The organism is uncultured Coprobacter sp. (assembly GCF_947855755.1).
Classification (GTDB): Bacteria; Bacteroidota; Bacteroidia; order Bacteroidales; family Coprobacteraceae; genus Coprobacter.
Window position 1 is genome coordinate 1 of sequence record NZ_CANUAR010000030.1, and the last position, 26,445, is coordinate 26,445.

The 26,445-nt window shown below is 38.1% G+C and carries 19 protein-coding genes and 1 other RNA gene; 6 read left to right on the top strand and 14 right to left on the bottom strand.

The window, feature by feature from the left end:
- Positions 1-803 precede the first annotated feature (803 nt).
- The 4 genes from Q0093_RS13175 to Q0093_RS13190 form a co-directional block, all read right to left on the bottom strand.
- Positions 804-1,988 (bottom strand): class I SAM-dependent rRNA methyltransferase, encoded by a 1,185-nt coding sequence (locus tag Q0093_RS13175; RefSeq protein WP_297931334.1) that lies wholly within the window; start codon positions 1,986-1,988, stop codon positions 804-806.
- A gap of 14 nt (positions 1,989-2,002) precedes the next feature.
- Positions 2,003-3,325, bottom strand: a complete 1,323-nt coding sequence (gene rseP, locus Q0093_RS13180; protein WP_297931337.1) for an RIP metalloprotease RseP — start codon at positions 3,323-3,325, stop codon at positions 2,003-2,005.
- 27 nt (positions 3,326-3,352) lie between these two features.
- Positions 3,353-4,510 carry a 1-deoxy-D-xylulose-5-phosphate reductoisomerase gene (locus Q0093_RS13185; protein WP_297931340.1) on the bottom strand — a complete coding sequence of 386 codons (1,158 nt, stop codon included), beginning with the start codon at positions 4,508-4,510 and terminating at the stop codon, positions 3,353-3,355.
- A gap of 62 nt (positions 4,511-4,572) precedes the next feature.
- Positions 4,573-5,397 (bottom strand): murein hydrolase activator EnvC, encoded by an 825-nt coding sequence (locus Q0093_RS13190; RefSeq protein ID WP_297931343.1) that lies wholly within the window; start codon positions 5,395-5,397, stop codon positions 4,573-4,575.
- 322 nt (positions 5,398-5,719) lie between these two features.
- Between Q0093_RS13190 and Q0093_RS13195 the strand changes: the two genes are divergently transcribed.
- The gene (locus tag Q0093_RS13195; RefSeq protein WP_294177085.1) at positions 5,720-6,910 is read left to right on the top strand and encodes an OmpA family protein; all 1,191 of its coding nucleotides are present in this window, start codon (positions 5,720-5,722) and stop codon (positions 6,908-6,910) included.
- A gap of 79 nt (positions 6,911-6,989) precedes the next feature.
- The gene (locus tag Q0093_RS13200; protein ID WP_294177083.1) at positions 6,990-7,289 is read left to right on the top strand and encodes a GNAT family N-acetyltransferase; all 300 of its coding nucleotides are present in this window, start codon (positions 6,990-6,992) and stop codon (positions 7,287-7,289) included.
- A 153-nt stretch (positions 7,290-7,442) separates the two neighbouring features.
- Here Q0093_RS13200 and leuB read toward each other — a convergent pair whose 3' ends face one another.
- The 8 genes from leuB to Q0093_RS13240 all read right to left on the bottom strand — a co-directional run bounded on the left by leuB (position 7,443) and on the right by Q0093_RS13240 (position 17,268).
- Positions 7,443-8,513 carry a 3-isopropylmalate dehydrogenase gene (gene leuB, locus Q0093_RS13205; RefSeq protein ID WP_022389698.1) on the bottom strand — a complete coding sequence of 357 codons (1,071 nt, stop codon included), beginning with the start codon at positions 8,511-8,513 and terminating at the stop codon, positions 7,443-7,445.
- A 12-nt stretch (positions 8,514-8,525) separates the two neighbouring features.
- On the bottom strand, positions 8,526-10,070 hold the full coding sequence (locus Q0093_RS13210) for an alpha-isopropylmalate synthase regulatory domain-containing protein (RefSeq protein WP_297931347.1): 1,545 nt from the start codon (positions 10,068-10,070) through the stop codon (positions 8,526-8,528).
- A gap of 2 nt (positions 10,071-10,072) precedes the next feature.
- Positions 10,073-10,666 (bottom strand): 3-isopropylmalate dehydratase small subunit, encoded by a 594-nt coding sequence (leuD, locus tag Q0093_RS13215; RefSeq protein WP_297304805.1) that lies wholly within the window; start codon positions 10,664-10,666, stop codon positions 10,073-10,075.
- A 30-nt stretch (positions 10,667-10,696) separates the two neighbouring features.
- Positions 10,697-12,100 (bottom strand): 3-isopropylmalate dehydratase large subunit, encoded by a 1,404-nt coding sequence (gene leuC / locus Q0093_RS13220; RefSeq protein WP_297931349.1) that lies wholly within the window; start codon positions 12,098-12,100, stop codon positions 10,697-10,699.
- Positions 12,101-12,119: 19 nt separating this feature from the next.
- On the bottom strand, positions 12,120-13,616 hold the full coding sequence (locus Q0093_RS13225) for a 2-isopropylmalate synthase (RefSeq protein ID WP_294177058.1): 1,497 nt from the start codon (positions 13,614-13,616) through the stop codon (positions 12,120-12,122).
- Between the two features lie 344 nt (positions 13,617-13,960).
- Positions 13,961-14,557 (bottom strand): hypothetical protein, encoded by a 597-nt coding sequence (locus tag Q0093_RS13230; RefSeq protein WP_297931352.1) that lies wholly within the window; start codon positions 14,555-14,557, stop codon positions 13,961-13,963.
- Between the two features lie 96 nt (positions 14,558-14,653).
- The gene (locus Q0093_RS13235; RefSeq protein ID WP_009319324.1) at positions 14,654-15,514 is read right to left on the bottom strand and encodes an RNA polymerase sigma factor RpoD/SigA; all 861 of its coding nucleotides are present in this window, start codon (positions 15,512-15,514) and stop codon (positions 14,654-14,656) included.
- Positions 15,515-15,765: 251 nt separating this feature from the next.
- Positions 15,766-17,268 (bottom strand): Do family serine endopeptidase, encoded by a 1,503-nt coding sequence (locus tag Q0093_RS13240; protein WP_294177055.1) that lies wholly within the window; start codon positions 17,266-17,268, stop codon positions 15,766-15,768.
- Positions 17,269-17,580: 312 nt separating this feature from the next.
- Between Q0093_RS13240 and rnpB the strand changes: the two genes are divergently transcribed.
- From rnpB to Q0093_RS13260, 4 genes are all read left to right on the top strand, one after another.
- Positions 17,581-17,927, top strand: an RNA gene (gene rnpB / locus Q0093_RS13245) — RNase P RNA component class A.
- Between the two features lie 25 nt (positions 17,928-17,952).
- The gene (locus Q0093_RS13250; RefSeq protein WP_297931357.1) at positions 17,953-19,332 is read left to right on the top strand and encodes a YihY/virulence factor BrkB family protein; all 1,380 of its coding nucleotides are present in this window, start codon (positions 17,953-17,955) and stop codon (positions 19,330-19,332) included.
- Between the two features lie 87 nt (positions 19,333-19,419).
- On the top strand, positions 19,420-21,336 hold the full coding sequence (locus Q0093_RS13255; RefSeq protein WP_297931360.1) for a heparinase II/III family protein: 1,917 nt from the start codon (positions 19,420-19,422) through the stop codon (positions 21,334-21,336).
- Positions 21,337-21,687: 351 nt separating this feature from the next.
- Entirely contained in the window at positions 21,688-22,635 is a 948-nt protein-coding gene (locus Q0093_RS13260; protein WP_297304794.1) for a glycosyltransferase family 2 protein, read from the top strand.
- 208 nt (positions 22,636-22,843) lie between these two features.
- Here Q0093_RS13260 and Q0093_RS13265 read toward each other — a convergent pair whose 3' ends face one another.
- A complete protein-coding gene (locus Q0093_RS13265; RefSeq protein WP_297931364.1) occupies positions 22,844-24,706 on the bottom strand; it encodes an SLC13 family permease in 1,863 nt (620 codons plus the stop codon).
- A 204-nt stretch (positions 24,707-24,910) separates the two neighbouring features.
- Positions 24,911-26,359: a D-xylose transporter XylE gene (gene xylE, locus Q0093_RS13270; protein ID WP_294177049.1), complete on the bottom strand. Its 1,449-nt coding sequence runs from the start codon at positions 26,357-26,359 to the stop codon at positions 24,911-24,913.
- Positions 26,360-26,445: the final 86 nt, after the last annotated feature.

Consider the following 26,445-nt stretch of genomic DNA (forward strand, 5'->3'; position numbering starts at 1 on the left):
AGAAGAAGTCGAGAAACTGATGAGCGGTGATGCTTCGGGTAGAGTGTCGAGATAATTGACAATATGGTTTATATACTGAAAAACGGTTGCGGGGATTATCTTGCAGCCGTTTTGTTTTTTCTGGTTTGGCGGTTGAGCTGCTTTCAAAATTTGTGGTTATATATAAAAGAAAAGGTTGTCATCTCGACAACCAATCTTCGTTAACCTTAAATCTAATACCATGAAAAACACATTGCAAATGTAGAGATAATATTTGATACGGCAAGAGATCGTACAAAATTTTGTATGCTATTTAACATGTTTTTTGATATTAGTGTATTAGATACGCTTATTTTTTGATTTATAAAGATTATTGTTTGATAAGAGCCTGTTTAAATTTTACACGGGTCAGTTTTGAGAATTTCTTCTGAGGATGTTTTTCTGTTTTTACGAGTATAATAGCGGGCTATCTGACGAGGGAAAACAGGGAAAAAGACCGGAAGAAAACACAAAAATGACCTGATAGTATTTTTTATTGGAAAATTTAAACAGGCTCTAAATCTTTTGAAGTATGAAACGGGTATAATTGTAAAAGGGGCTGTCCAAAAAGTTGGAAAGTTCAAATTTAAACTTTCAATTTAAAACAGATAGACTTCGATTATAAAAAGAATACCACTTTCACCTATGAAAATTAGGTGTAAAGTGGCATTCTTTATTTATTTTGTTACAATCTGTAACTTTTACCAATTCAGTTTTGACTTTTTGGACAGACTCTTTTATTTATTCGAAGATTTTTTAGACAGTCTATAAAGAATTGATACAATTTATTCTACATATAGGACTAACCCTTTTAAATATTCGCCTTCGGGGTGATAAATATTTACCGGATGGTCTGCCGGCTGTGTCAATTGATGTAGTATTCGTACTCGTCTTTTAGATTGAGCTGCTGCACTGAACACAGCTAATCGGAAATTTTCTTTGGTAACGACTTGTGAACAGGAGAATGTAAAAAGGATACCTCCCGGTTTTATTTTTTCAAAAGCTTTTGCATTGAGTTTTCGGTATCCTTGCAAAGCATTATGTAAAACATTTTTATGTTTGGCAAAAGCCGGAGGATCGAGAATGATCAGATCATACTGATCTCCCATTCTGTCGAGATATTTGAATGCATCTTCTGCGAAAGCTTCATGCCGTCTGTCTCCGGGAAAATTCAGCTCTACGTTTTTACAAGTCAGGTCTATTGCTTTGGCAGAACTATCGACCGAGTGAACAAGTTTAGCTCCGCCTCGCATGGCATAGAATGAGAATCCTCCAGTATAACAGAACATGTTCAATACCGAACGATCTTTAGAATAATGCTCGAGTAATGATCGGTTTTCCCGTTGATCGACGAAAAAACCAGTCTTTTGTCCTTTTAACCAGTCTACATGAAATTTTAATCCGTTTTCTATTGCTATATTCCCGGCATCGCCTCCGATCAAATATTCATTTTCCGGGTCGAGTTGCGCTTTGTAAGGGAGTGTGGTTTCTGATTTATAATATACATTTTTTATTTGCTCACCCATTACATCGGTTAATGCTTCGGCAAGAATACGTCGGGCAAAATGCATACCGGGATCGTGTGCCTGCATTACGGCGGTTTTGTCATAAATATCTATGATTAGACCGGGAAGAAGATCTCCTTCTCCATGTACAAGACGATATGTATTATTTTGTTCTCCCCGATTGAGTCCGATACTGTTACGTAGATTATAAGCGACTTGTAACCGTTTCTTAAAAAAATCTTTATCGATAATTTCTTGTTCGAAAGAGAGTATTCTTACCGCTATACTGCCGATTTGGTAGTGACCTATAGCAATGAAGTTTCCTTTATAATCTGTAACTTCTATAATGTCACCTTCTTCCGGTTGTTTTTCAAAATGGTGGATTGCTCCAGAAAACACCCACGGATGAAAACGTTTAAGAGATTCTTCTTTCCCCGGTTTTAATATGACTTTGGTATAATTCATTTTTGTACGTGAGGTTATTTAAAAATAAATCGGAATAAGTCATTTCCGTTGGCATATATCAATAGACCGAACAACAGTGCCATACCTGTGATTTGTGCATACTCCATAAATTTTTCGTTTGGTTTTCGACGAGCAATAACTTCGTATAACAAAAATAATACATGCCCTCCGTCAAGAGCCGGAATCGGAAGTATATTCATGAATGCAAGGATTATAGAAAGAAATGCTGTCATTTCCCAAAATGCCTGCCAATTCCATACAGGGGGAAATATGCTTCCGATTGTTCCGAATCCGCCTAAACTATTTGCTCCTTCTTTAGTAAAAATATATTTGAGATCACTTACATAACTTTTTAGAGTAGAGAATCCTTTGGATATGCCGACAGGGAATGATTCCCAAAATCCGAAATGTTTTGTTACAAGAGGATATATTTCGTAAATAGGAGTGAGGCTTATACCTATTTTTCCGTTTTTATCTACTGCCACAGAAGCGTTTTGTTCTTGTCCGTCTCGGTAAAATGTGATATTTACATTTTTCCCTTTATTCTGACTTAATAGATCGAGCATAATCGGAATATCCGGAATCGCTTTCCCATTTATAGCAGTCAGGCTGTCTCCGCTTTGCAGTCCGGCTTCGATTGCTCCGTTCCCTTTTATTGCTTCTTTAACTACTACAGGATTTCGGAACGAAGCGAATTTCTCGTTTGCCCCGATTAATTTTAACATAAACTCATTCGGCATGGTGATTGTTTCTGTTTTACCGTTACGGATGACTTCTACATTTTTAGCTTCAGCGATATTACGGATCATATCGCCTGATAATGTAGTCAATTCTTTTCCGTCGGCTTTTATGGGGATATCTCCATCTTCAAATCCGGCTTTATGTGCTGTTTCGCTGAATGATAATCCGGCTTTAGCGTTTTTTAAAGGCAGATAAGATTCTCCCCAAGTAAAGGTTATCATAGAATAAATAAAAAGAGCCAGAATAAAATTGAACAGTACCCCGGCGATCATGATCATCAGTCGTTGCCCGGCGGGTTTAGATCTGAATTCCCATTCTTGTTCTGGCTGAGCCAGTTGTTCTTTATCCATAGACTCGTCTATCATACCGGCTATTTTCACATAACCTCCTAATGGTAACCAGCCGATACCATATTCTGTTTCACTGTTTTTAGGTTTGAATTTAAAAAGAGAGAACCAAGGATTAAAAAAGAGATAGAATTTTTCGACTCTTACTTTGTAGATTCGGGCAAAAATAAAATGTCCGAATTCGTGAACGATGACAAGAATCGATAAACTTAATATTAACTGTAGGGCTTTAATTAAAAATGTCTCCATTATTTTTTCGTCTAAATTTATTTCGTTTTAAAAAGATGTTATTTTTTCCCGTGTTAGTCGGCGTGCTTCTGTATCGGTCGATACATAATCGTCATAAGACGGTGATTTTATGAAAGAGACCTGTTGCATTATATCGGCGATAATATCTGCCATTTGTAAAAATCCGATTTTATCTTTCAGAAAAGCATCTACGACAACTTCGTTTGCAGCATTCAATATACATGGTATGTTTCCTCCCAGTCTCATTGCTTCATAAGCGTAACTTAAAAGGGGGAATTTAGTAGTATCCGGATGTTCGAATGTCAGATGTGCATATTGAGACAATTCCAACTTAGGAGACTGGTTTTTCAACCGGTTAGGATAAGAAAACGCATACCTTATCGGTAATTTCATATCTGGCGTTCCCAATTGAGCTTTTATAGCTCCGTCTTCGAACTGTATCATGGAATGTACAATTGATTGGGGATGTACGACAACTTCTATCTGTTCCGGTCTTACATTAAAAAGCCATTTGGCTTCTATAACTTCAAATCCTTTGTTCATCATAGAAGCCGAGTCTATGGTAATTTTAGCACCCATATTCCAGTTGGGGTGTTTCAAGGCTTGTTTCTTCGTGACATGTTCTAATTCTTGTCGTGACATTGTTCGAAAAGGACCTCCGGAAGCCGTTAATATGATTTTGTCTATCGGGTTATGCATTTCCCCGGTTAAACATTGAAAAATGGCAGAGTGTTCCGAATCTACCGGTATTACTGGTGTGCGGTTTTCGTGCGCCAGTTGATTTATCAGTTCTCCGGCAACGACTAAAGTTTCTTTATTTGCAAGAGCTATTGTCTTGCCTGCCTTTATCGCTCGTATGGTCGGGTATAGACCGGCATATCCGATCATGGCCGTAAGCACCATGTCGATAGGTTCAGATTCGACTATTTGAGCGATAGCATCATGTCCTGCATATACTTTAATCGGCAGGTCTTTCAGAGCATCTTTGAGTTTAGGATATAAAGATTCATTAGCGATAACTACCGCTTCAGGATTAAATTTTCGTGCTTGTAAAATAAGTAGATCTACATTGTTGTTAGCGGTAAGTGCATATACCTCGAACAAATCGGAATGCTCTGAAATTACTTCCAAAGCTTGTGTTCCGATCGATCCGGTAGAACCCAGTATAGCAAGTTGTTTCTTCATTCTCCTTTTTATTTTCACCTGTGATTTGTTGTCACTGATGCAATGTCTTGTTTGTGTGTCATTTAAAATGTAATATAATCTTCGGGATTCAAAGCTTGTCCCATGTGCCATAACTGGAATTCTATAAGAGGAGGAAATGATTCTTTTGTCCCGTTTCCGGTAAGAGCGATAACCTCTCCGCCCGAAACTTTATCTCCGATAGATTTTAGTAGTTCGGCATTATATTTATATATAGATATAAAGTTATTGCTATGCTGAATCTCGATTACATATCCATAATCTACTGTATACCCTGCCGAGATGACCGTGCCATCTAAAGTTGCGGCTACCGACATCCGTTTCAGAGCGAGGATATCGATCCCGAAATGATTGTTTTCTGGGTTGAATTTTTGCTTGATCGCACCTTTTATTGGAGTGAAAAAGATAAATCCGTCAGTCGGAATCGTTTGATTGAGTACATTAAGTTTATACTTTTCTTCTTCTTCATAACGTTGCATAAAACTTGTCGTAGCTTGTGATTGAGTCAGAAAAGAATCAGTCGGGAAAGAAAGCAGAGAATCTTTGATGTTCCGTATCGAATCTATTTTTACATTTCCTGTAAGTATATTAGTCAGATTTTTTAAATATGCATCGTTTAATTGCATAGCCTGATTCAAAGAATCGATACGTAATGCATTATCCATAATTTTTACCCGTGTCTCGGTTCTCAAATATCCGGGTAAATAATTTTTTAATGGAGTCCCGACAATTAGATACATTGCTCCGGAAAAAATGATGATAACCAATGCCGAAAAAAACAGAAAAGCTCCTAATCGGGACAAACGAAAAGTCCACACCTCTTCCAATGTATTTTCATTGAAGAAGGAGAGCTTATATTTTGATCGCATTTTTTTCCAAAATGCTTTAAATCTATTTCTTTTGGCCATATATGAATATATCCGTTCCCGAACTTGCAAATTTAGTAAATAATACGATATTCAAAACCGCATTTCTTTTTTTTATCATTTCTCTTTATTTATGAAATAATGTCTTTCGTTTATTTTAATATATGATTTTAACAATATATGTTGAACCTATTTTGACATTGACTTGTTTTACAGTCACAATAAGAATACAACGCTGTTCGCGATATTCATGATAAACCGGTTATTGGTATATATGAATTTTTGTCCCGGACGCAATATTTTGTAAACAATAAAATATTTGAAAATGAAAACGAAACATGTTCTTTACTCATTTGCATTGGCGGCGATAGCATCGTTTGCTTTTGTTGAAACCGGGTCGGCTCAGGTTACTGTGGTCGAAGAAGAGGTGACTGTTACTGAACTGATACCCGGAAAGCCCTATTATTATGCTCCGAAAGTCGGGAATAATTGGTATTTGTCTCTCGGTGCTGGTGCTCAGACTTTTCTTACCGAGCATAAAGGCGATCCCAGTTATACTTTAGCCATGAGTTTGGCTTTAGGTAAATGGCTGAATCCTTATGTAGGTATTCGGTTGAATGCTATGGGCGGGTCTTTACACACTCATTGGCCGACAAAAGAGATAATGAATCATACCCGATATGCGGCTGTTTATGGCGATTTGATGTGGGATCTTACCAGTACTTTGGGAGGATATAATGAAAAGCGGGTGGTATCTATTATTCCCTTTGCTGGTATTGGAGGAGCTTTTGCATTCAAAAATCCTGAAGCTGGTCACCGGACATATGCCTTTCCCGTGTCTATCGGTATGAAACTGAATTTTCGTTTATTTCACTATCTTGACTTCTTCCTTGAAGGTAGGGCAAATGCTATGGGAGACCATTTTAATGGTGTTGTAGAAGGGAAACAAGTAGAGTCTATCGCTTCTCTTATCGGAGGTTTTACCGTTAAATTCGGAAAGACTCGTTTCAAAGCTTATGATCCTTATGCTGACCGTATGATTATTAATGATTTGAATGGTAAAGTAAATAATTTGCGTTCTGCTTTAGAGACTTGTGAAGCACGAGAATGTCCGCCATGTCCTGAAGTCACTGTTACCGAAGTTGTTACAGTTCCAGAACCTGTTCAGACTTGTAATCCGGATATGTCGATTGTTGTTCGTTTCAAGATCAACAGTGCTGTTGTGTCGCAAGAAGAGATGGTGAATGTTTATAATATTGCCGATTGGATGAAGAGAAATCCGAATTGTAATGTGACAGTAGCCGGATATGCCGATAAAGAAACCGGAACACCGGCTTACAATATGCAGTTGAGTAAAAAACGTGCAGATGCGGTTGTGAATATATTGACTAAAAAGTATGGTATTAACGCTAACCGAATAAAGATGGTTGCTAATGGTAGTGATACTCAACCTTATCCGAAGAATAATAACTGGAATCGTATTGTAATATTTTCGGGATCAGCATCTCAAAAATAAAGGTTTAATAGTTAGATAGAAAGCTGTCCTCTTTTGGGCAGCTTTTTTTATAGAAAATTTGAATAACGACAGAAAAAAGATGACAGATTATAAGTTGATAAATAATGAGAATAGCCGTCGGTATGAATTTCAAATAGACGGATTTATTCCGAAGATAGAATATATTTTATCCGAAAACGGAGAAATTTATCTGACACATACTGAAGTCCCTCCTGCTTTAGAAGGAAAAGGTATCGCCTCTCAACTTGTGTTGAAGGTGTTACAGGACATAGAACATAAAAATCTGAAATTAGTTCCTTTGTGTCCTTTTGTTGCAGGTTATATTCAAAAGCATCCGGAGTGGAAAAAGTTGATTATGAGAGGTGTTAGAGTAGAATAAATTATTTTGATTACTGTTTGAATTTCGTACGAGTCAGGTTTAAGAATGTTTTTATCGGAAAATTTAAGCGATTTTTGAGATTAAATAGTTAAAAAAGACAGGATACTATCTTATAAGGACGGTATCCTGTCTTGGAAAATAGATACAGCTTAATTATTTATTTTTGATATAATCGGCAATCCATTGTCCTACTTCTGAAGTTTTATAAGACTTTCCATTTTGAGCTAAATCTTCTGTTACGATACCTGCTTCTATTGAAGCATCAACAGCTTCACGAATCATTTTGCCTTCATCCATGAGATTAAATGCATATTCGAACATAAGGGCTGCTGATAAAATCGTTGCTACAGGGTTAGCGATATTTTTGCCTGCAGCTTGCGGATAAGAACCATGTATCGGTTCGAATACTGAAGTATGAATACCTATGGAAGCAGAAGGAAGCATGCCTAATGATCCTGTAATTACCGATGCCTCATCAGTAAGTATATCGCCGAACATATTTTCGGTAACGATTACGTCGAATCGGTTAGGCCATTGTATCAGTTGCATCGCAGCATTGTCGACAAACATGTATTCGGTAGTGATTTCAGGATATTGTTTTTCTATTTCTTGAGCAACTTCACGCCATAAACGAGAAGTACACAAAACATTGGCTTTATCTACGACCGTAACTTTTTTATTTCTTTGCTTAGCATATTTGTACGCAAGATGCACTATTCTCTCTATTTCTTCCCGGCTATAAACACACGTATCGTATGCGATAGTTCCGTCTTCACTTCTTCCTTGAGGACGTCCGAAGTAGATTCCTCCAGTCAATTCTCGAATACACATCAGATCGGTATCTTTTACGATATCTGCCCGTAAAGGGGATTTGTATATGAGTGAATCGAATGTCGATACAGGACGTATATTGGCATACAATCCCAATTTCTTTCTCATTCCGAGTAATCCCTGTTCCGGTCTGACTTTGGCAGACGGATTGTTATCATATTTCGGATCTCCGATAGCCCCGAATAATACAGCATCCGATTGCATACATAATTCGTGAGTTTCGTCAGGATAAGGATTCCCTGTTTTGTCGATAGCGCAAGCTCCTACTAAAGCATGCTTGTATGAAAGTTCATGTCCGAATTTTTCACATACGGTTTTTGTCACTTTCAATGCTTCGTTTACGATTTCTGGTCCTATACCGTCACCCGGTAATACGGCAATATTCAATTTCATGATTTTTTTTGTTTATACGGTTTCTGATATATTATCTTGAATTTTTTCTATTTGGTTCAACATTTTAATAGTAGCCTGTATAGCTGCTTCTGTCTGGTCTGCATCAAGACCTCTGGTTTTGAACGTATGACCTTTGAAATTCCATGTAATAACTGTCTGAACAAATGCATCTGTACGGCCTCCCGGTGGAATATCGACTGTATAGTTGATGAGTATCGGGAATGTCTTTTTTAGTTGATATTTGTATATTTTTCGCAAAGCTTTGACGAAAGCATCATATTGTCCGTCTCCTGTTGCCGTTTCTTCATATTGTTCGCCATGAATCTCTATCTTGATGACAGCGACCGGATGCAAGCCTTGGGCGAGTGAAAGTGAATAATTGAGCAAATGTATCTTTTGGTCTTCTGAGTCGTGATTCAGAACATCTGAAATAATATACGGAAGATCATCCTGAGTTACTTGTTCTTTTTTATCACCTAAAGCAATGATCCGTTCTGTAACTTTTTTCATTGAAGTTTCATCCAACTCGATCCCCAGAGCTTCCAGATTTTTTTTGATATTGGCTTTGCCGGAAGTTTTTCCAAGTGCATATTCTCGTGTACGTCCGAAACGTTCGGGGAGCAAGTCGTTAAAATAGAGGTTGTTTTTACTGTCTCCGTCAGCATGCACTCCAGCACATTGAGTGAAAACATGTTCCCCGATAACAGGTTTGTTGGACGGAATTCGTACGCCGGAGTAAGATTCTACTACCCGACTTATCTGATTTACTTTACGTTCGTCGATATTCGTTTTTGTTTGTAGTTGATCGTGCAGTACCGCTAATATACTCGATAAAGGAGCATTGCCGGCACGTTCTCCTAATCCGTTTATAGTGCAATGAATCCCCTGTATTCCGGCCTTTGCTGCAGAATAAACATTTGCCACAGCGAGATCGTAATCATTGTGAGCATGAAAATCGAATCGAATTTCAGGATAACGATTTATCATCGATTTACAATAATCGTATGAAGAGTAAGGGTTTAGTATCCCTAAAGTATCGGGAAGCATGATACGTTCGATAGGTTCGTTTTTTAGAGCATTTACAAGTTGAAAAACGTATTCGGGAGAATGTAACATGCCATTCGACCAATCTTCCAGATATATATTTACTTGAAGTCCGTTTGTTTTTGCGAAAGATATTTCCTTTCGGATTGCTTCTATATGTTCTTCCGGAGATTTCCGTAATTGTTGTGTGCAATGTTTCAGAGAGCCTTTACATAGCAAATTCGCAACTTTTCCTCCGGCCTTCTTAATCCATTTTATAGAAATACCGTTATCCAGAAATCCGAGAATTTCGACTTTATTCAAATGACCGCGTTTCCCTGCCCATTCACACACTCTTTTTACAGCTTCGAATTCTCCTTCAGAGACTCTTGCCGATGCGATTTCAATGCGATCTACACGTAATTCTTCTAACAAAAGTCTTGCAATACTGAGCTTTTCCTGAGCTGCGAATGAGACTCCCGATGTTTGTTCTCCGTCGCGCAGAGTCGTATCAAGTATTTCTATTTGCCGCATATTTATTTGTTTTGAGACTTTTCCCACGCTTCTATTCTATCCTTTCTGCTTAATAAATAGTCTATATCATCATATCCGTTAAGCAGGCAATCTTTTTTATAAGGATTTATTTCGAATGATTCTTGAGAGCCATTGTAGTTGTTCGTAATTATCTGATTTTCCAGATCTACTGTGACTGTGGTTTTCGGGTCGGAGGCGATTGCGCCGAACAGATCTGATAGAAAATTCTCAGAAACTACGACCGGAAGAACACAGTTGTTTAATGCATTGTTTTTAAAAATATCGGCAAAAAAACTTGAAACGACAACTTTGAATCCATATCCGGCAACAGCCCATGCGGCATGTTCTCGACTCGATCCGCTTCCGAAATTTTTTCCCGCAACCAAAACAGTGCCTGAATAAGTGGGATCGTTTAATACAAATCCGGGAATAGGATTTCCTTCTTTATCGTAGCGCCAGTCTCTGAACAGGTTATCGCCGAAACCCTCTCGGGTAGTTGCTTTTAAAAAACGGGCAGGTATTATCTGGTCTGTATCGACATTTTCCATAGGAAGTGGGATACAGGTAGAGGTCAGAGTTTTAAATTTATCGGTCATATTTTTTATTTCTAAAAGATTATATAATAATTATTGCATAAAATTTCGGGGATCGGTAATTTTCCCTGTAATGGCAGCGGCAGCAGCAACAAGAGGTCCTGCCAAAATCGTTCGTGAACCCGGACCTTGTCTCCCTTCGAAATTTCGGTTAGATGTGGATACGGCATATTTCCCGGAAGGAACTTTATCGTCATTCATTGCGAGACAAGCAGAGCATCCGGGCTGACGAAGTTCAAATCCCGCTTCTGTTAAGATTTTATCCAATCCTTCTTTCCTGATTTGTTTTTCTACCGCCCAAGAACCGGGTACTAACCATGCGACTACATGATCAGCCTTTTTATGTCCTTTTACAAATTTGGCAAAGGTTCGGAAATCTTCGATACGTCCGTTTGTACAACTACCGAGAAATACATAATCGATCGGTTTACCTTCTAATTTTTCACCGGGTTTGAATCCCATGTAATTTAATGACTTGATAAAAGATATTTTACCGGCTTCATCAATCTGTTCTAATGTCGGAATCGTATCGTGTATTCCCATTCCCATTCCGGGATTTGTCCCGTAAGTAATACGAGGTGCAATATCCGAAGCGTCGAAGAATACCTCTTTATCAAATACAGCATCGGCATCACTATACAGTTCTTTCCACTGTTTCAACGCTTTTTCCCACTCTTCTCCTTTAGGAGCAAATTCTTTATCTTTGACATAGGCGAATGTCGTTTCATCTGGGGCGATCATTCCGCCTCTTGCACCCATTTCAATACTTAGATTACATACTGTCATGCGCCCTTCCATACTCAGTGAGCGAATCGACTCTCCGGCAAATTCTACAAAATAACCGGTTGCGCCGCCTGTAGTCATTCGGGAAATTACATAGAGAGCTATATCCTTTGCCGTAACCCCTTTTTCAAGTTTTCCGTTAATAGTGATTCTCATTCTTTTGGGTTTAGGCTGCAAAATACATTGTGTGGCCAGAACCATCTCGACTTCGCTTGTCCCGATTCCGAATGCAATAGCTCCGAAAGCTCCGTGAGTAGAAGTGTGGCTGTCCCCGCAGACAATGGTCATTCCCGGTTGTGTCAGTCCGTTTTCTGGTCCTATAACATGAATAATTCCGTTCTTTTCGTGTCCGAGACCGTATAAAGTAATACCGAATTCATCTGCGTTTTTACTTAGTGCTTCTACTTGATTTCGGGATACAGGGTCTGAGATCGGTTTATCTTGGTTCAATGTCGGTATATTGTGATCGGGCGAACAAGTCGTACGATCGGGACGGAATACTTTCAATCCGCGTTCTCGCAAACCGTTAAATGCTTGAGGGCTGGTCACCTCATGACAATAATGTCTGTCGATGTATAATTGTGTAGGTCCGCCTTGTATAGTAGAAACTACATGTGCATCCCAAATTTTGTCGAATAATGTTTTTTTAGACATGATAAATTGATGTTGTTTATTAAACGATAAATTTATTAATAGCGTCGATAAATGCCTCGACAGATGCTGCTACAATATCTGTATTGGCTGAGAAACCATAATAGTGTACTCCTTCGTAAGAAACTGTTATATGCACTTTTCCGACATCGTCGCTTCCCTTTGTGATGGCTTGAATTAAGAATTCTTGTACGGTCATTTTACGGTGAATTATTTGTTTTACCGCATTTATTGCCGCATCTACGGGTCCATTACCGGAAGCTGCCGCTTCGAATTTCTCTCCGGCGATATTCAAACCGATACTGGCGACGGGGCGCATGCCGATACCGGAAGTTACCTGCAAATAGTCGATTGCGATGCGGGCATTTGCCGAGCGGTCTTTTCCTACAAGCATCAATATGTCATCATCATTTATGTCTTTTTTGCGATCGGCAAGTTTCAGAAAATCGCTATATGCCTTATCTAACTTTTCTTTGTCGAGTTCGACTCCGAGAATGTGAAGGCGATGTTTTAATGCTGCTCGTCCGCTACGGGCAGTCAATACGATAGAATTTTCGTCTATTCCGACATCTTTAGGATCGATGATTTCATAACTTTCGCGGTTTTTCAAGACTCCATCTTGATGTATTCCCGAAGAGTGGGCAAATGCGTTGCGTCCTACAATGGCTTTGTTCGGTTGCACCGGCATGTTCATCAGACTTGAAACCATACGACTTATACCGTATATTTTTTGTGTATTGATATTCGTTTCTATATTGAGATCGTGATGGCTCTTAAAAATCATGGCAACTTCTTCTAAAGATGTATTTCCGGCACGCTCTCCGATACCGTTTATAGTAACTTCAGCTTGTCTTGCCCCATTCAATATTCCTGAAATTGTATTTGCTGTGGCCATTCCCAGATCATTGTGGCAATGGGTAGCTATAGTTACGTTATCGATTCCTTTTACGTTTTCTTTTAAGAAACGTATTTTGCCTCCGAATTCATCCGGAAGGCAATAACCGGTAGTATCCGGAATATTTACTACTGTAGCGCCGGCTTTTATTACGGCTTCTATGACTCGGGCTAAATATTCATTATCAGTACGTCCGGCATCTTCTGCGTAGAATTGAACATCTTCTACAAATTTTTTTGCATATTTGACCGCCGATACAGCACGTTCGATGATTTCTTCCCGAGTGGAATTGAATTTGTATTTGATATGATAATCAGATGTACCTATTCCGGTATGTATTCGTCCGTGTTTGGCATATTTTAATGCTTCTGCGGCCACTTTTATATCATTTTCTACTGCTCGTGTCAGAGCACAAATTGTAGGCCACGTTACTGCTTTAGAGATTTCTACTACCGAGTTGAAATCTCCCGGACTGGATACCGGAAACCCGGCTTCGATAACATCGACACCCAATCCTTCGAGAGCTTTAGCTACCTGAATTTTTTCTACGGTATTCAACTGGCAGCCGGGAACTTGTTCTCCGTCTCGCAATGTAGTGTCAAAAATGAATAATCTGTCAGACATAATTTTATTTTTTATCTTTATTTTTCTATATAAAAAAACCTTTCAACACCGGAAGTGAGAAAGGTTTTATATTTATCTCTTCATATTATTGTACACTGGCTCACTTCCTATTAATTGTTCTCAATAGAATAATAATCTGTAAACCTAGTAGTAGAATTGCAAACGGCTTCATATTAAGTTTAGTATTTATTTGAAAAATATTTATACCATCGTTTTCGGTTGCAAATATAGAGATGCTTTTTGAATATTCAAAACAAAATGAATGTTTTTTCTATATAAATCTTATAAAATATAATTTGTAAAGATTCGATTCTTTTGATTTGTAATTAATTACTGTTTTTATTTTAGAATTGTGTTCCGATGCGAATAGCTATGCCATTCTTTCCGGTTAATATTTCTTTTCGTAATACGCTGGTATCTTTGCGTCTATGATCTTGAAATTCATAACCCATGCTGAAAAACAGTTTGTATCTTGTTTTGGAAATAAAGTTGAGCCCTAAACCGATTGAGGCGTATGCTCCGCCTCTGTCATTGTTTCCTGAAGTAGATAAACTGTATCCTCCTCTACTGTATATAAATATTCGTTTCCAGTATCCTCTTAACTCACCGAATAAGGGGAACATTGTGAAATTCTCTCCGAAATAAGTTCGTATTCCTGTACCCGGTCCTATATAAAAATAACTGTTGATAAAATAACCGTATGATATGTCTATATCTAAACTCGCATTACACTCCGATAAATCGGGGTACATCGGATCTTGTCTCATAAAAAGGGAAGTTCCGAAATCGGCAAATGCTGCGAAAGTTTTTGCTTTAGAGTGTTCTTTTGTTTTTTTAGAATAGACGACCATTGCTCTCTCTTTTACTTTTTGAGCACTGATGATCGGGGAGTGTAGAATTGCAATAGTAAAAATGAATAATAAGATTCTTCTTTTATGCATGGTATTGGTTTTTAGATCAAATGAAAAAGAGTGATTCGGAATTAGTTGTCCGAATTCACTCTTTGTTTTTTTAGGATCACTCTTTCTTGTAAGGTTTTATCCTAAGTAAGTTTTAAGCAGTTTGCTACGAGAACTTTGTCTCAATCTTCTTATGGCTTTTTCTTTGATCTGGCGTACGCGCTCTCTGGTGAGGCCGAATTTGTCGCCGATTTCTTCCAATGTCATTTCTTGACATCCGATACCGAAAAACATTTTGATAATATCACTTTCTCTTTCGGTTAATGTAGCTAATGCTCGATCTATTTCTTTAGCGAGGGACTCATTGATCAATGACCGGTCGGCAATAGGCGAATCGTCGTTGATAAGTACGTCTAACAGGCTGTTGTCTTCTCCTTCGACAAATGGAGCGTCAACAGAAATGTGACGTCCGGAAACTTTCATTGTATCCGAAATTTTGTCTACGGGGATATCCAATTCATCTGCTAATTCTTCCGGAGAAGGACGTCGTTCGTTTTCCTGTTCAAATTTAGAAAAGGCTTTGCTGATTTTATTCAACGAGCCTACTTGATTGAGAGGAAGACGTACGATACGAGATTGTTCTGCTAAAGCCTGAAGAATCGATTGACGTATCCACCACACAGCATAAGAGATAAATTTAAAACCTCTGGTTTCGTCAAATTTTTCAGCAGCCTTTATCAAACCCAAATTCCCTTCGTTGATTAGGTCGGGAAGACTTAATCCTTGGTTTTGATATTGCTTGGCGACAGAAACGACAAAACGCAGATTGGCACGGGTTAGTTTTTCTAAAGCAACCCGATCTCCTTTTTTTATGCGCTGGGCAAGTTCAACTTCTTCTTCGACAGTAATCAGGTCTTCTCGTCCGATTTCCTGAAGGTACTTGTCAAGCGAAGCGCTCTCCCTGTTGGTAATTGATTTTGTGATCTTTAATTGTCTCATCCTGCAGATTAGAAATTTGGAGTGCAAATATAATGTTTTTTTACAAATTCTCAAACCTTACGGTTAAGAAAAGAACTTTGTCCCATTTTGTCCTAAGTCTTTTCTTCCGTATTGGCTATTCGCAAAACGTACGGTGGAAATAATTTGTTTCCGATATTAATCTTCTTTGCCATTTGCCAAGATAAAAGCACAATTCTGCAAATTTAATTACAGTAAATTGTGCTTTTATGATTTGATTTAAGAACTATGCTTTATTCCGAAAGATCTACAGCATAATATCCTGTTTTCCCATTCGGATATATACCGGTGATGAACATGACTTTATCTCTGCTGTTTCCTTTCATGATGTCATTGAAAATACTTTCGATCGTATCGACCGATTTTACGTTGACACCGTTAATACTAAGGATTATAAATCCATCGCGAATACCGGCTCTTTGGAATTTCCCGGCCTTGATGCCGACTACTTGAACCCCTGAGCTGATATTTAATTCTCGTTTAGTATTATCTTTCAACTCTTTGAAAGCTGCTCCAAGACTCTCGATACCTTTTGTTTTGGTGATTTCGGTATTACCTTGGTTATTCTTTAACGTAACCGAAAGCGTTTTAGTATCTTTTCCCCTATGAATTGTTACTTTTATTTTGTCACCGGGGCGATAACGGTTTACTTGTTCTTGTAATGCAGAAGCAGTTTTTACAGGTACATCGTTGATTGCAATGATAATGTCGCCTTTCTTTATTCCGGCTTCCATAGCGGCACTGCGGTCATTGACTTCTTCTATATAGATACCGTCTTGTATCTGGATGTCTTTTTCTTTTGCGAGATCTGAATTAATATCGCGGATGATAACTCCAAGCACGGCACGTTGTACTGTTCCGTATTGTTTCAAGTCGGTAATTACTTTGCTTACTATACTTGTCGGAATAGCAAAAGAATACCCGGAGTAAGCTCCTGTTTCGGAATAAATAGCTGTGTTTATACCGACTAATTCTCCGTTTGTGTTTACAAGAGCACCTCCGCTATTACCCGGATTTACTGCTGCATCAGTCTGTATAAAAGATTCTATACCCATGGTTTTTCCTGTACTGATCATACCTAAGCTACGAGCTTTGGCACTTACAATACCGGCTGTAACAGTAGAATAGAGCTGGAATGGATTTCCGACAGCCAGTACCCATTCTCCGACTTGTAGCTTGTCCGAATCTCCGAAAGGTAATGTCGGAAGATCTTTTGCTTCGATTTTGATTAAAGCCAAATCGGTACTTGGGTCTGTTCCTATGATTTTAGCATTGAAAGATCTTTTATCATTTAAAGTTACCTCTAATATATCCGCGCCTTCAATTACATGGTTGTTCGTTACAATATAACCATCGGGGGTGAGGATTACTCCCGATCCCATTCCTACACGAGGTTGAGGTTTCATATTTCCGCCCCCTCTTTGTCCGAAAAAGAATTCAAAGAAAGGATCTTGCATCATTCCTTGTTGCTGTTGTTTGGCAGATGTTGTAGATTTTATACTGACAACGGCATTTACTGTACTGGCCGCCGCTTTTGTAAAATCGGTTTCAATAGCCGGACGGTTCGAAACCGGAGTAAAAGCTACGGGTTTTGCGTATTTGCTTCCGGTTTCCTCAATAGCGTTATCGCTTATTGATTTCGAACGGTTTAGAAAGGAGTAAGCACCAATGGATACTCCGGAACTAACGAGAGCCACGAGTGCAAAACTGATAAGTTTTTTGCTGAAATTTTCCATGACGTTTCTGTTATTCATTTGTTAATAAATCTCCGTTTTTAAATGTTTGAGTCGTTAAATTTAATACAATATCCGTGCGGTTATTTCTCTCTCTGTTTCTTTTTAGAAACTTTTAATAGCTCTCTTAGGTGATTAACAGGGGTTAACTGACCGTTGTCTGGAAAACCGACAAAGTTACCGATATAACTGACATAAAGTCTGATAGATGAAAACAATCATCTTTATAATGATGTTATAATCGCGCAAGATTGTTCTTTTTATCGAGCAGCGGTTTGGATAACCGCCGGTAATCGATTATCTTTGCAAGTATATACAGCAGAACAGTCTGTCGCTCATGGCAACATGTGAGGAAAGTCCGGGCAACACAGAGCACCATATTTCCTAACGGGAAGCTATTCGTAAGAATAGAGTAACGTAACAGAAAATAACCGCTGCTTGCAGTAAGGGTGAAAAGGTGAGGTGAGAGCTCACCGGTTTTCGTGGTGACACGAGAAGCCGTACGTCTTATGGGTTGTAAGGTTATGTATACCGGCGCAGTAGGGCTGCTCGTCCGATGTCGGGGGGTAAACCGCTAAAGCTTTATGGTGACATAAAGACAAGATAAATGACAGACACCTTTTTATAAGGTACAGAACCCGGCTTATCGTTCTGCTGTATTTTTCATATATCAATATTGTTGAAAACATGGCGAAAAATAGTATAGTATTCCGGATTGGAACATTCTTTCGCACCGCATCAAAGTTCATATTTGAAGATATGTGGCGTATTACCGGAAATGATGTTTCGGGGTTGCGGCGCAGGTTGATTAATCTGGCAAAAACTATATTCATTTCGGTACGTCGTTTTCAAGAAGATGATCTTCAGTCAAAAGCGTCAGCACTTACCTACAGTACATTATTAGCTGTTGTTCCGGCTTTAGCCTTAATGTTTGCCATAGCTAAAGGATTCGGTTTTCAAAATATTGTACAAAGTCAATTGTTCGATTATTTCCCCGCTCAAAAAGAAGCGCTTGAACATGCCCTTTCTTTCGTTGATGCTTATTTGACACAGGCTAAAAGTGGGGTATTTGTCGGAGTCGGGATTATTTTCTTGCTTTGGACGGTAATAAGCCTTATGAGCACCGTCGAAAGTACGTTGAATGATATATGGCAAGTGAAAAAGAATCGTTCTTTTTACCGTAAAATTACCGACTATACTTCGATGTTTGTTTTGCTTCCGGTCTTGATGATAGCTTCCAGTGGTATCTCTTTGTTCATATCTACGGGCATTGACAGCAATGCATATCTATATTTTATAAGTCCTTTGGTAAGAAATATCATTTCGTTTAGTCCATATTTTTTGACCTGTTTATTATTTACTGGAATATATGTTTTAGTGCCTAATACAAAAGTTAAGTTCTGGAACGCTTTTGTTGCAGGTATTATTTGTGGTACGGCTTTTCAAGTTTTTCAATTTTTATATATCAGCGGACAGATATGGGTATCGAAGTATAATGCCATTTATGGAAGTTTTGCATTTTTACCGTTGTTTTTGTTATGGATGCAACTTTCATGGCTGATTTGTCTTTTCGGTGCGGTTCTTTCGTTTTCGGCTCAAAATATAGAGAGTTATGATTTTGAACAAGATACAAAGAATATAAGTCGTCGGTATAAAGATTTTGTCGTGTTGTTGATTGCCTCGGTTATCGTAAAACGTTTTGAAAATGGAGAACCCCCTCTGACAATGCAGCAGATAAGTAAGGCTTACCAGATTCCGATTAAACTTACCAGTCAGATACTATATTTGCTCATCGAGATAGGAATTGTTAGGGAAACGACAACTGATGATGAACGTTTGTTGGCATATCAGCCGGCATCCGATATTTCCGGAATGACGGTAGGAACATTATTAATGCGTATAGATGAATTGGGTTCTGAGCAGTTTAAAATTAATAGAGATACCCTTTATAACAAGCATTGGGTGGCTCTTTTAAAAGCACGTGAACAGATGTATGATACAGCAGATAAAGTGCTTTTAAAAGATTTGACATTTAATGATTTACCTGTAAAAATTCAAGAAAAATAATATTTTTTTATCGGGAAAATATGAGCAGGCTCTTATTGATTTGCCTATATTTGTATCGACCGAATTATTTTTAACCTTTGATTAACTATGAAGCAGATTTCATGCCTTATGCTTTTTTTGATTCTTTCTTATTCCGGATATGGATATGAAGAGAGAAATCTTTTAGAAAAACAGGCCGATGTAACGCGGCTTAAAGAAATTCTTATTCCCGACCAAAAATGGGTATCTTATCCTAAATATTCCGACCGTGCCGGGTGGGACAGTTTGACGAAGAATTATAAAGAAGCCCTGATTAAACGAGGAGAGAAGCAACTGAATTATGAGTGGAAAGTCATAAAAGCTACCGATTATTTGGAGTACGAACGTACAGGTAATCGTAAAATTATGGAAAATCCTAATAGTAGTAATAATAATGCGATTGCAGATTTGGCAATTGCTGAATTGGTTGAGGGAAAAGGTCGTTTTATCGATCAATTGATCAATGGAGTAGTATATTCGTGCGAAATGACTTCTTGGGCTCTTTCTGCTCATCTGCCTGCTCAGCACTCTAAACGGTCTTTACCCGATTACACAGAACATATAATCGATTTAGTCTCTGGTGATATGGGAGGACTTCTTTCATGGGTGTATTATTTTTTTCATAAAGAGTTCGATAAAGTAGATCCTATAATATCAAAACGACTTTATAAGGAGATAAAAGAACGAATTATGGACACTTATATGCGGGAAAATCGTTTCTGGTGGATGGCGTTTGATTACAAGGGGCAGTTGGTAAATAATTGGAATCCTTGGTGTAATGCAAATGTATTACAATGCTTTTTGTTATTGGAGAATGATAAAGACAAATTGGCCGATGCCGTATATAGGACAATGGTTTCGACAGATAAATTTATAAATTATGTCCATTCTGACGGAGCATGTGAAGAAGGACCGTCCTATTGGGGGCATGCTGCTGGAAAAATGTATGATTATCTGCAATTGTTGTATGACGCTACGGGAGGAAAATTGTCTTTGTTTACGAACCCTTTAATTCGTAATATGGGGGAATATATTTCTCGGACTTATGTCGGTGACGGCTGGGTCGTTAATTTTGCCGATGCTTCTGCAAAAGGTGGAGGAGATGCAGGTTTGATTTTTCGCTATGGAAAGGCGATCGGCAGCGAGGAAATGCAGGAGTATGCAGCTTGGCTGTCGCGTGAAAAAGGTGGAATTGTTATAACGTCGGGAAGAGATATGTTCCGTACATTGCAATGCCTGCTTTATAGCGAAGATATGCAAAAGATGACCGCTGTGCATCAGACTCCGGAGGTAACGTGGTATCCGGAAACGCAATTCTGTTATTTGAAAAATAAAAATGGATTTTTCTTAGCCGTTAAAGGCGGATATAATAATGAAAGCCATAATCATAATGATGTCGGGACATTTTCTTTATATTATAACGCAGTTCCGGTTATTATAGATGCTGGAGTCGGTACTTATACACGGCAGACTTTCGGAAAAGAACGTTATACGATATGGACGATGCAAAGCAATTATCATAATTTACCGATGATCAACGGAGTACCTCAAAAATTCGGGTCTGAATATAAAGCGACGGATGTCGTGCTGGATAAGAAGAAAAAGCAATTATCTATGAATATTGCGACTGCTTATCCCGATAATGCTGAGGTCGAAAAGTGGATAAGAACGTATCGTCTCAGGGATAGAAGTCTGGATATTTCCGATGATTTTATTTTGAAGGGATTGCAAAATGAAAATCAGGTAAATTTCTTATTGTGGGGAGATATTGATTTAGGTACGACAGGAAGAGTAAAAATTTCAGTAAAGGGGCAAACCGTAGAACTCCATTATGATAGCTCCTTGTTTATACCGTCTTTAGAAACAATCTTGCTTACTGATTCCAGATTATCTAATGTTTGGGGGGAGAAAATATTTCGCCTTTCCCTGACAGCAAAAAAAATGGTGGAGAAAGGACATTATCTCTTTAGTGTGAAAGCATTATAGGTAAATTACCCTTTAGGTATTAAGAGCTTGTCTGAATATATATTTTTATCGGAAAATTTAGGCAGGCTCTAAGAGCCTGTCTAAATTTTACTCGGGTCAGTTTTGAGAGTTTCTTTCGAGTATATTTTTCTGTTTTCAGGAGGAGGATAGCTGGCTATTTGACGAGTGAAAACGGGAAAAAAGACCGGAAGAAAGCGCAAAAATGACCTGATAATATTTTTTTATTGGAAAATTAAGACAGGCTCTTAAACTGATGGCAAGATTTTATATAAATTGATTGGTTTTAATGCAAGATGTTATGTATCTTTGATTTCGTTAATTTATTAATTAGTCTTTTAACTTTGAAAATATATGATACTAAGTATCGTTGTCCCGTGTTATAACGAGTCGGAAGTAATAAACGAAACATCCGGACGACTCATTGCCGTCCTTGAAGGATTGATAAAGAAAGAGATGATTTCTCCCGACAGTTTTATATTGTTTGTCAATGACGGTAGTCGGGATAATACATGGGAACTTATCCTTAAATTATATAAAGAGAATAAGTATATATATGGTGTTAATCTGGCCGGTAATGTCGGACACCAGAATGCATTGATGGCAGGATTGACGGTCGCTAAAGATATGAGTGATCTTGCTATTTCGATAGATGCCGATTTACAAGATGATGTTTCGGTTATAGAAGAAATGGTAAAGAAATACGATGAAGGTTTCGATATTGTATATGGAGTGAGAAAATCTCGACAGAAAGATACTTTTTTCAAACGGACTACAGCTCTTTGTTTTTATAAGTTGATGACGGGATTAGGAGTGAAATCGGTTTATAATCATGCCGATTATCGTTTGATGAGTAAACGGGCGTTAGAACAACTTATGAAATTCAGAGAACGTAATTTATTTTTACGAGGTATAGTACCGTTGATAGGTTACAATACGACATGTGTATATTATGACCGTCATGAGCGTTTTGCCGGAGAATCTAAATATCCCTTGAGTAAAATGCTCAATTTTGCGATAGACGGTATAACCTCATTTTCGGTAAAACCTGTGCGTTTGATATTCGGTGCTGGCGTATTTTTCCTGATTATGACGTTTTGTGCATTTATATATACGTTATGTTCTTATTTAACAGGAGATATTGTTGCCGGATGGGCATCACTAATGCTCTCTGTGTGGTTTATCGGAGCTTTAGTTCTGATTTCTATCGGAATAATAGGGGAGTATATCGGAAAAATTTATATCGAAGTGAAGGATCGCCCTCGGTATAATATCGAAACTATTCTCACTCATAAAGAATAATAATTGAATGATTATAGAGGATAATAACCCTTTCAGAAATAAATGTACTGAAAGGGTTATTTTTATGATTTTGATATTGTTACGTAAGACTACTTAGTTATAATGTGTAGAAAGAGTGACTCGACAACATCTCTCAAAAAATATTTGTGCAAAATTTCGACAGGCGGTTCTAAGACCGACACTGAAACTTAAAGAAGAGAGAATGCTTTTAAAACGGAAATATAAGAGGTAAAGTAAAAATCATGATAATTCCGATAATAATTTGGAGAGGCAATCCGACTTTCACATAATCCATAAATGTATATTGTCCTGCCGGCATTACTAATGCGTTCGGAGGTGTAGAAAACGGAGATGCAAAACACATACTTGCCGCAACGGTTACGGCAAATAAGAAAGGATAGGGGCTTACTCCAATACCTATAGCCGATTGCATTGCGATGGGAGCAAGCAATACTGCTGTAGCTGTATTACTGATGAACATCGTCATCAGTGACGTCGTAAAATAAACTCCTGTCAGCAGTATGATCGGACCGTATTGTCCTAATCCTGTAACCAACGAGTGTGAAATGACTTTTGATGCACCTGTTTTTTCCAGAGCTAAGGACATAGGTAGCATTGCTGCAATGAGCACGATACTTTCCCAGTTAATGGTTTTATAGGCCGATTCTACATTTCGAAAACATCCGGTAAGAACCATTAGCAGTCCGGCTATCATAACAGCTGTCACAGGAGCGATCGGAATAAAATCGAACATCATTGCAGCTATCATAAGAACCATGATTGTTGCAGCGACAGGAGCTTTATAATCTAAGGTCACTTTGGCAGCTTCGGTAAGCGGTTGGCCTAATACGACCCATTCAGACTGATCTTCGTTTAACCGGGCTATATCATTCCATGTCCCTTGCACGAGTAATACGTCTCCTGAGTGAATTTTTTCATCTTTTATATCATGTAAAATATATTCCTTTTTTCGTCGTATTCCGAGTACATTCAGGCTATATTTATCTCTGAACCCGGCGTCTTTAACACTTTGATTGATGAGGTGTGAATTTGGCATCAATAAAATTTCGGCGATACCGATATCATAAAAATCGAGAGAGTTCTCGTTATTCTTTCCGGATTCTTCGGTAGTATGCGAATCGATAATATAAAGATCTAATTCTTGTGCAATTTGGTGTATTCGGTCGAAATCTCCCATTACATAAATTACATCTTCGTTTTGTAATGTCGTATCAGTTGCAAGTTTTTGATTGACCGACTTTAAGAAACGAGATTGAGACTGAGAAATACGTCGTACTTCCAGAACATTCAACCCGTATTTTTTTCGAATATCCAGTTCGACTACATTTTTCCCGATAACAGGAGATTTAGGATTTACTTTTATTCTGAATAAATTATCTGCAAGTTGGTATTCTTTAACTAATTCATTCAAAGATTTGTTTCTGTTTATTTTATTATCGTTGTTTTGTCCTTTTTTGGAAAGAAATATTTTGCTTAACGGAATAAGTACGATGATACCTGTCAGGACACAAATAATACCTACCGGAGTGAAAGAAAAAAAAGAAAGGGGTGCATATCCGTTTTCTGTCAGCGTATTTTGAATGACAAGGTTAGGCGGAGTTCCGATTAAAGTCATCATACCTCCCATGCTGCTTGCGAATGCTAACGGCATGAGCAGACGGCTGGCGTTCATGTTTGCGCTTAAAGCCAAACTGACGACGATGGGTAACATCAGAGCGACTGTTCCTGTATTGCTGACAAATGCTCCGATTGCAGCGGTTACCAGCATGACAAGGATGAATAGTTTCAGTTCGCTTTTGCCTGCCATCCTTAATATTTTCGCACTGATCATTTTAGCCAATCCGGTCTGAAAAATAGCACCTCCGACAACAAATAACCCTACCATCATAATGACAATGGAATTGGAAAATCCTGATAACGCTTCTTCCGGAGTTAATATTTGAAAAACTAAAAGAAGCACGAGTGCACAAAGAGCTACCACATCCGAACGAATTTTGCCGTTCATGAAGAAAATTGCGGATAATACTAAGATAGTGAGGGTTATGTACATAAAAATCGAATATAAGTTATAATAATATCTTTGTAAGATATAATACAGATTTAGAGCTTATTTTGTTGCAAATATATCCTTGTTTGTTTTACAAATCAAATGTGAGAATGCTTTTTTATGTTCTGTTAGTATCTTATTTTGGTTCAGTAGGTATAAAAAAAGCGGCGATATATTTCGCCGCTTTTGATGTTAGAAATATAAAAATTATTTTTTCCACAATTTACTCATATCTTCCAGAGTTTTACCTTTAGTTTCGGGAACAAAACGCCATACGAAGATCGCTGCAATTACGCAGATGATACCATACAAGCTGTATGCGAACATAGGACTGAATTCGTATAGAGGCGGGAATGTAGAAGATACGATATAGTTGAATACCCATTGGAATGCTACTGCAATAGCGACAGCTTTTCCTCGAATCGTATTAGGGAATATTTCTGAAATTAGTACCCAACAAATAGGCCCCCAAGACATCATAAAGAAAGCTGCATATACAATAATGGAAAGAACAGGGATAATACCCTTAAGACCGATATTGTCACATATAGCTACGGCAAATGCACCGATAGCCATACCGATAGATCCGATAATTAATAACGGTTTGCGACCGAATCTGTCGACTGTAAAGATTGCAACAAGAGTGAAAAGGATATTAACGATACCCATAATCACGGTTTGCATCATACCACCGCCTTCGGCTCCGGCATTTTCAAACATGCGGGGAGCATAATATAAAACCGCATTGATCCCGATAGCTTGTTGGAATACCGATAATAATATACCGATAATGATTACCGGAACACCATAGGTAAACAACTTTTCAGTTTTTTCGTGTACCGTACTTTTTATGTCGTTGAGTATCTCTTTAGCCTTTTTCTGTCCGTTGATTTTCTCTAAAATAGAGAAAGCTTTCTCTTCTTGTTCTATCAACACCAAATATCGAGGAGTTTTAGGTACAAAAAATAGTAAAATTCCGAAAAGTATTGCCGGATATGATTCTGATCCGAACATATAACGCCAGCCTTCTTTTACTGTCCACATGTCAGATTCCGGACTTACCGAGAGTACGCCTTGAGCATCTTTCAATATAATAGGGTTCTGATGATCGCCTAAAATCAAGTAGTTGACAAAATATACGACCAACATACCGAATATAATGGCAAATTGATTGCAAGAAACAAGTGTACCGCGTATTTCGGACGGAGCTATTTCTGCAATATACATAGGAGATATTGCAGAAGCAAGTCCTACACCGACACCTCCTAAAATACGATAAAAGTTAAATGCTATCAAGACATTTAAGTTCGCTTCTCCATGTTTAAAAAATAAAAATTCAGGATCGTATGAACCTAATGCTGAAAGTAAAAGTAAAACTGAAGCCAGACGTAAAGAGTTACGACGACCTAAGCGCAATGCCGCTATACCGGAGATTGCACCTCCGATAACACAGCCCAATAAAGCGCTGGAAGAGGTAATACCATGTAATATCTTGTCATATTGAAAATCAGTGGCGGTAAGGAAAAAGGCTTCTAACCCTTTTTCTGCACCAGAAACAACAGCTGTATCGTAACCGAATAGCAAACCTCCTAAGATTGCTACAGCTGTGATGGAGTATAAATAAAATTTACTCCCTTCTGTAGTTGTATTGTTCATAGTGTCTAAGTAAGATAATGAAGTTAAAGTTGATATTATGCAAAAGTGATAAGGGATTTATCCCTTATCACTTTAGTAGTGCGAAT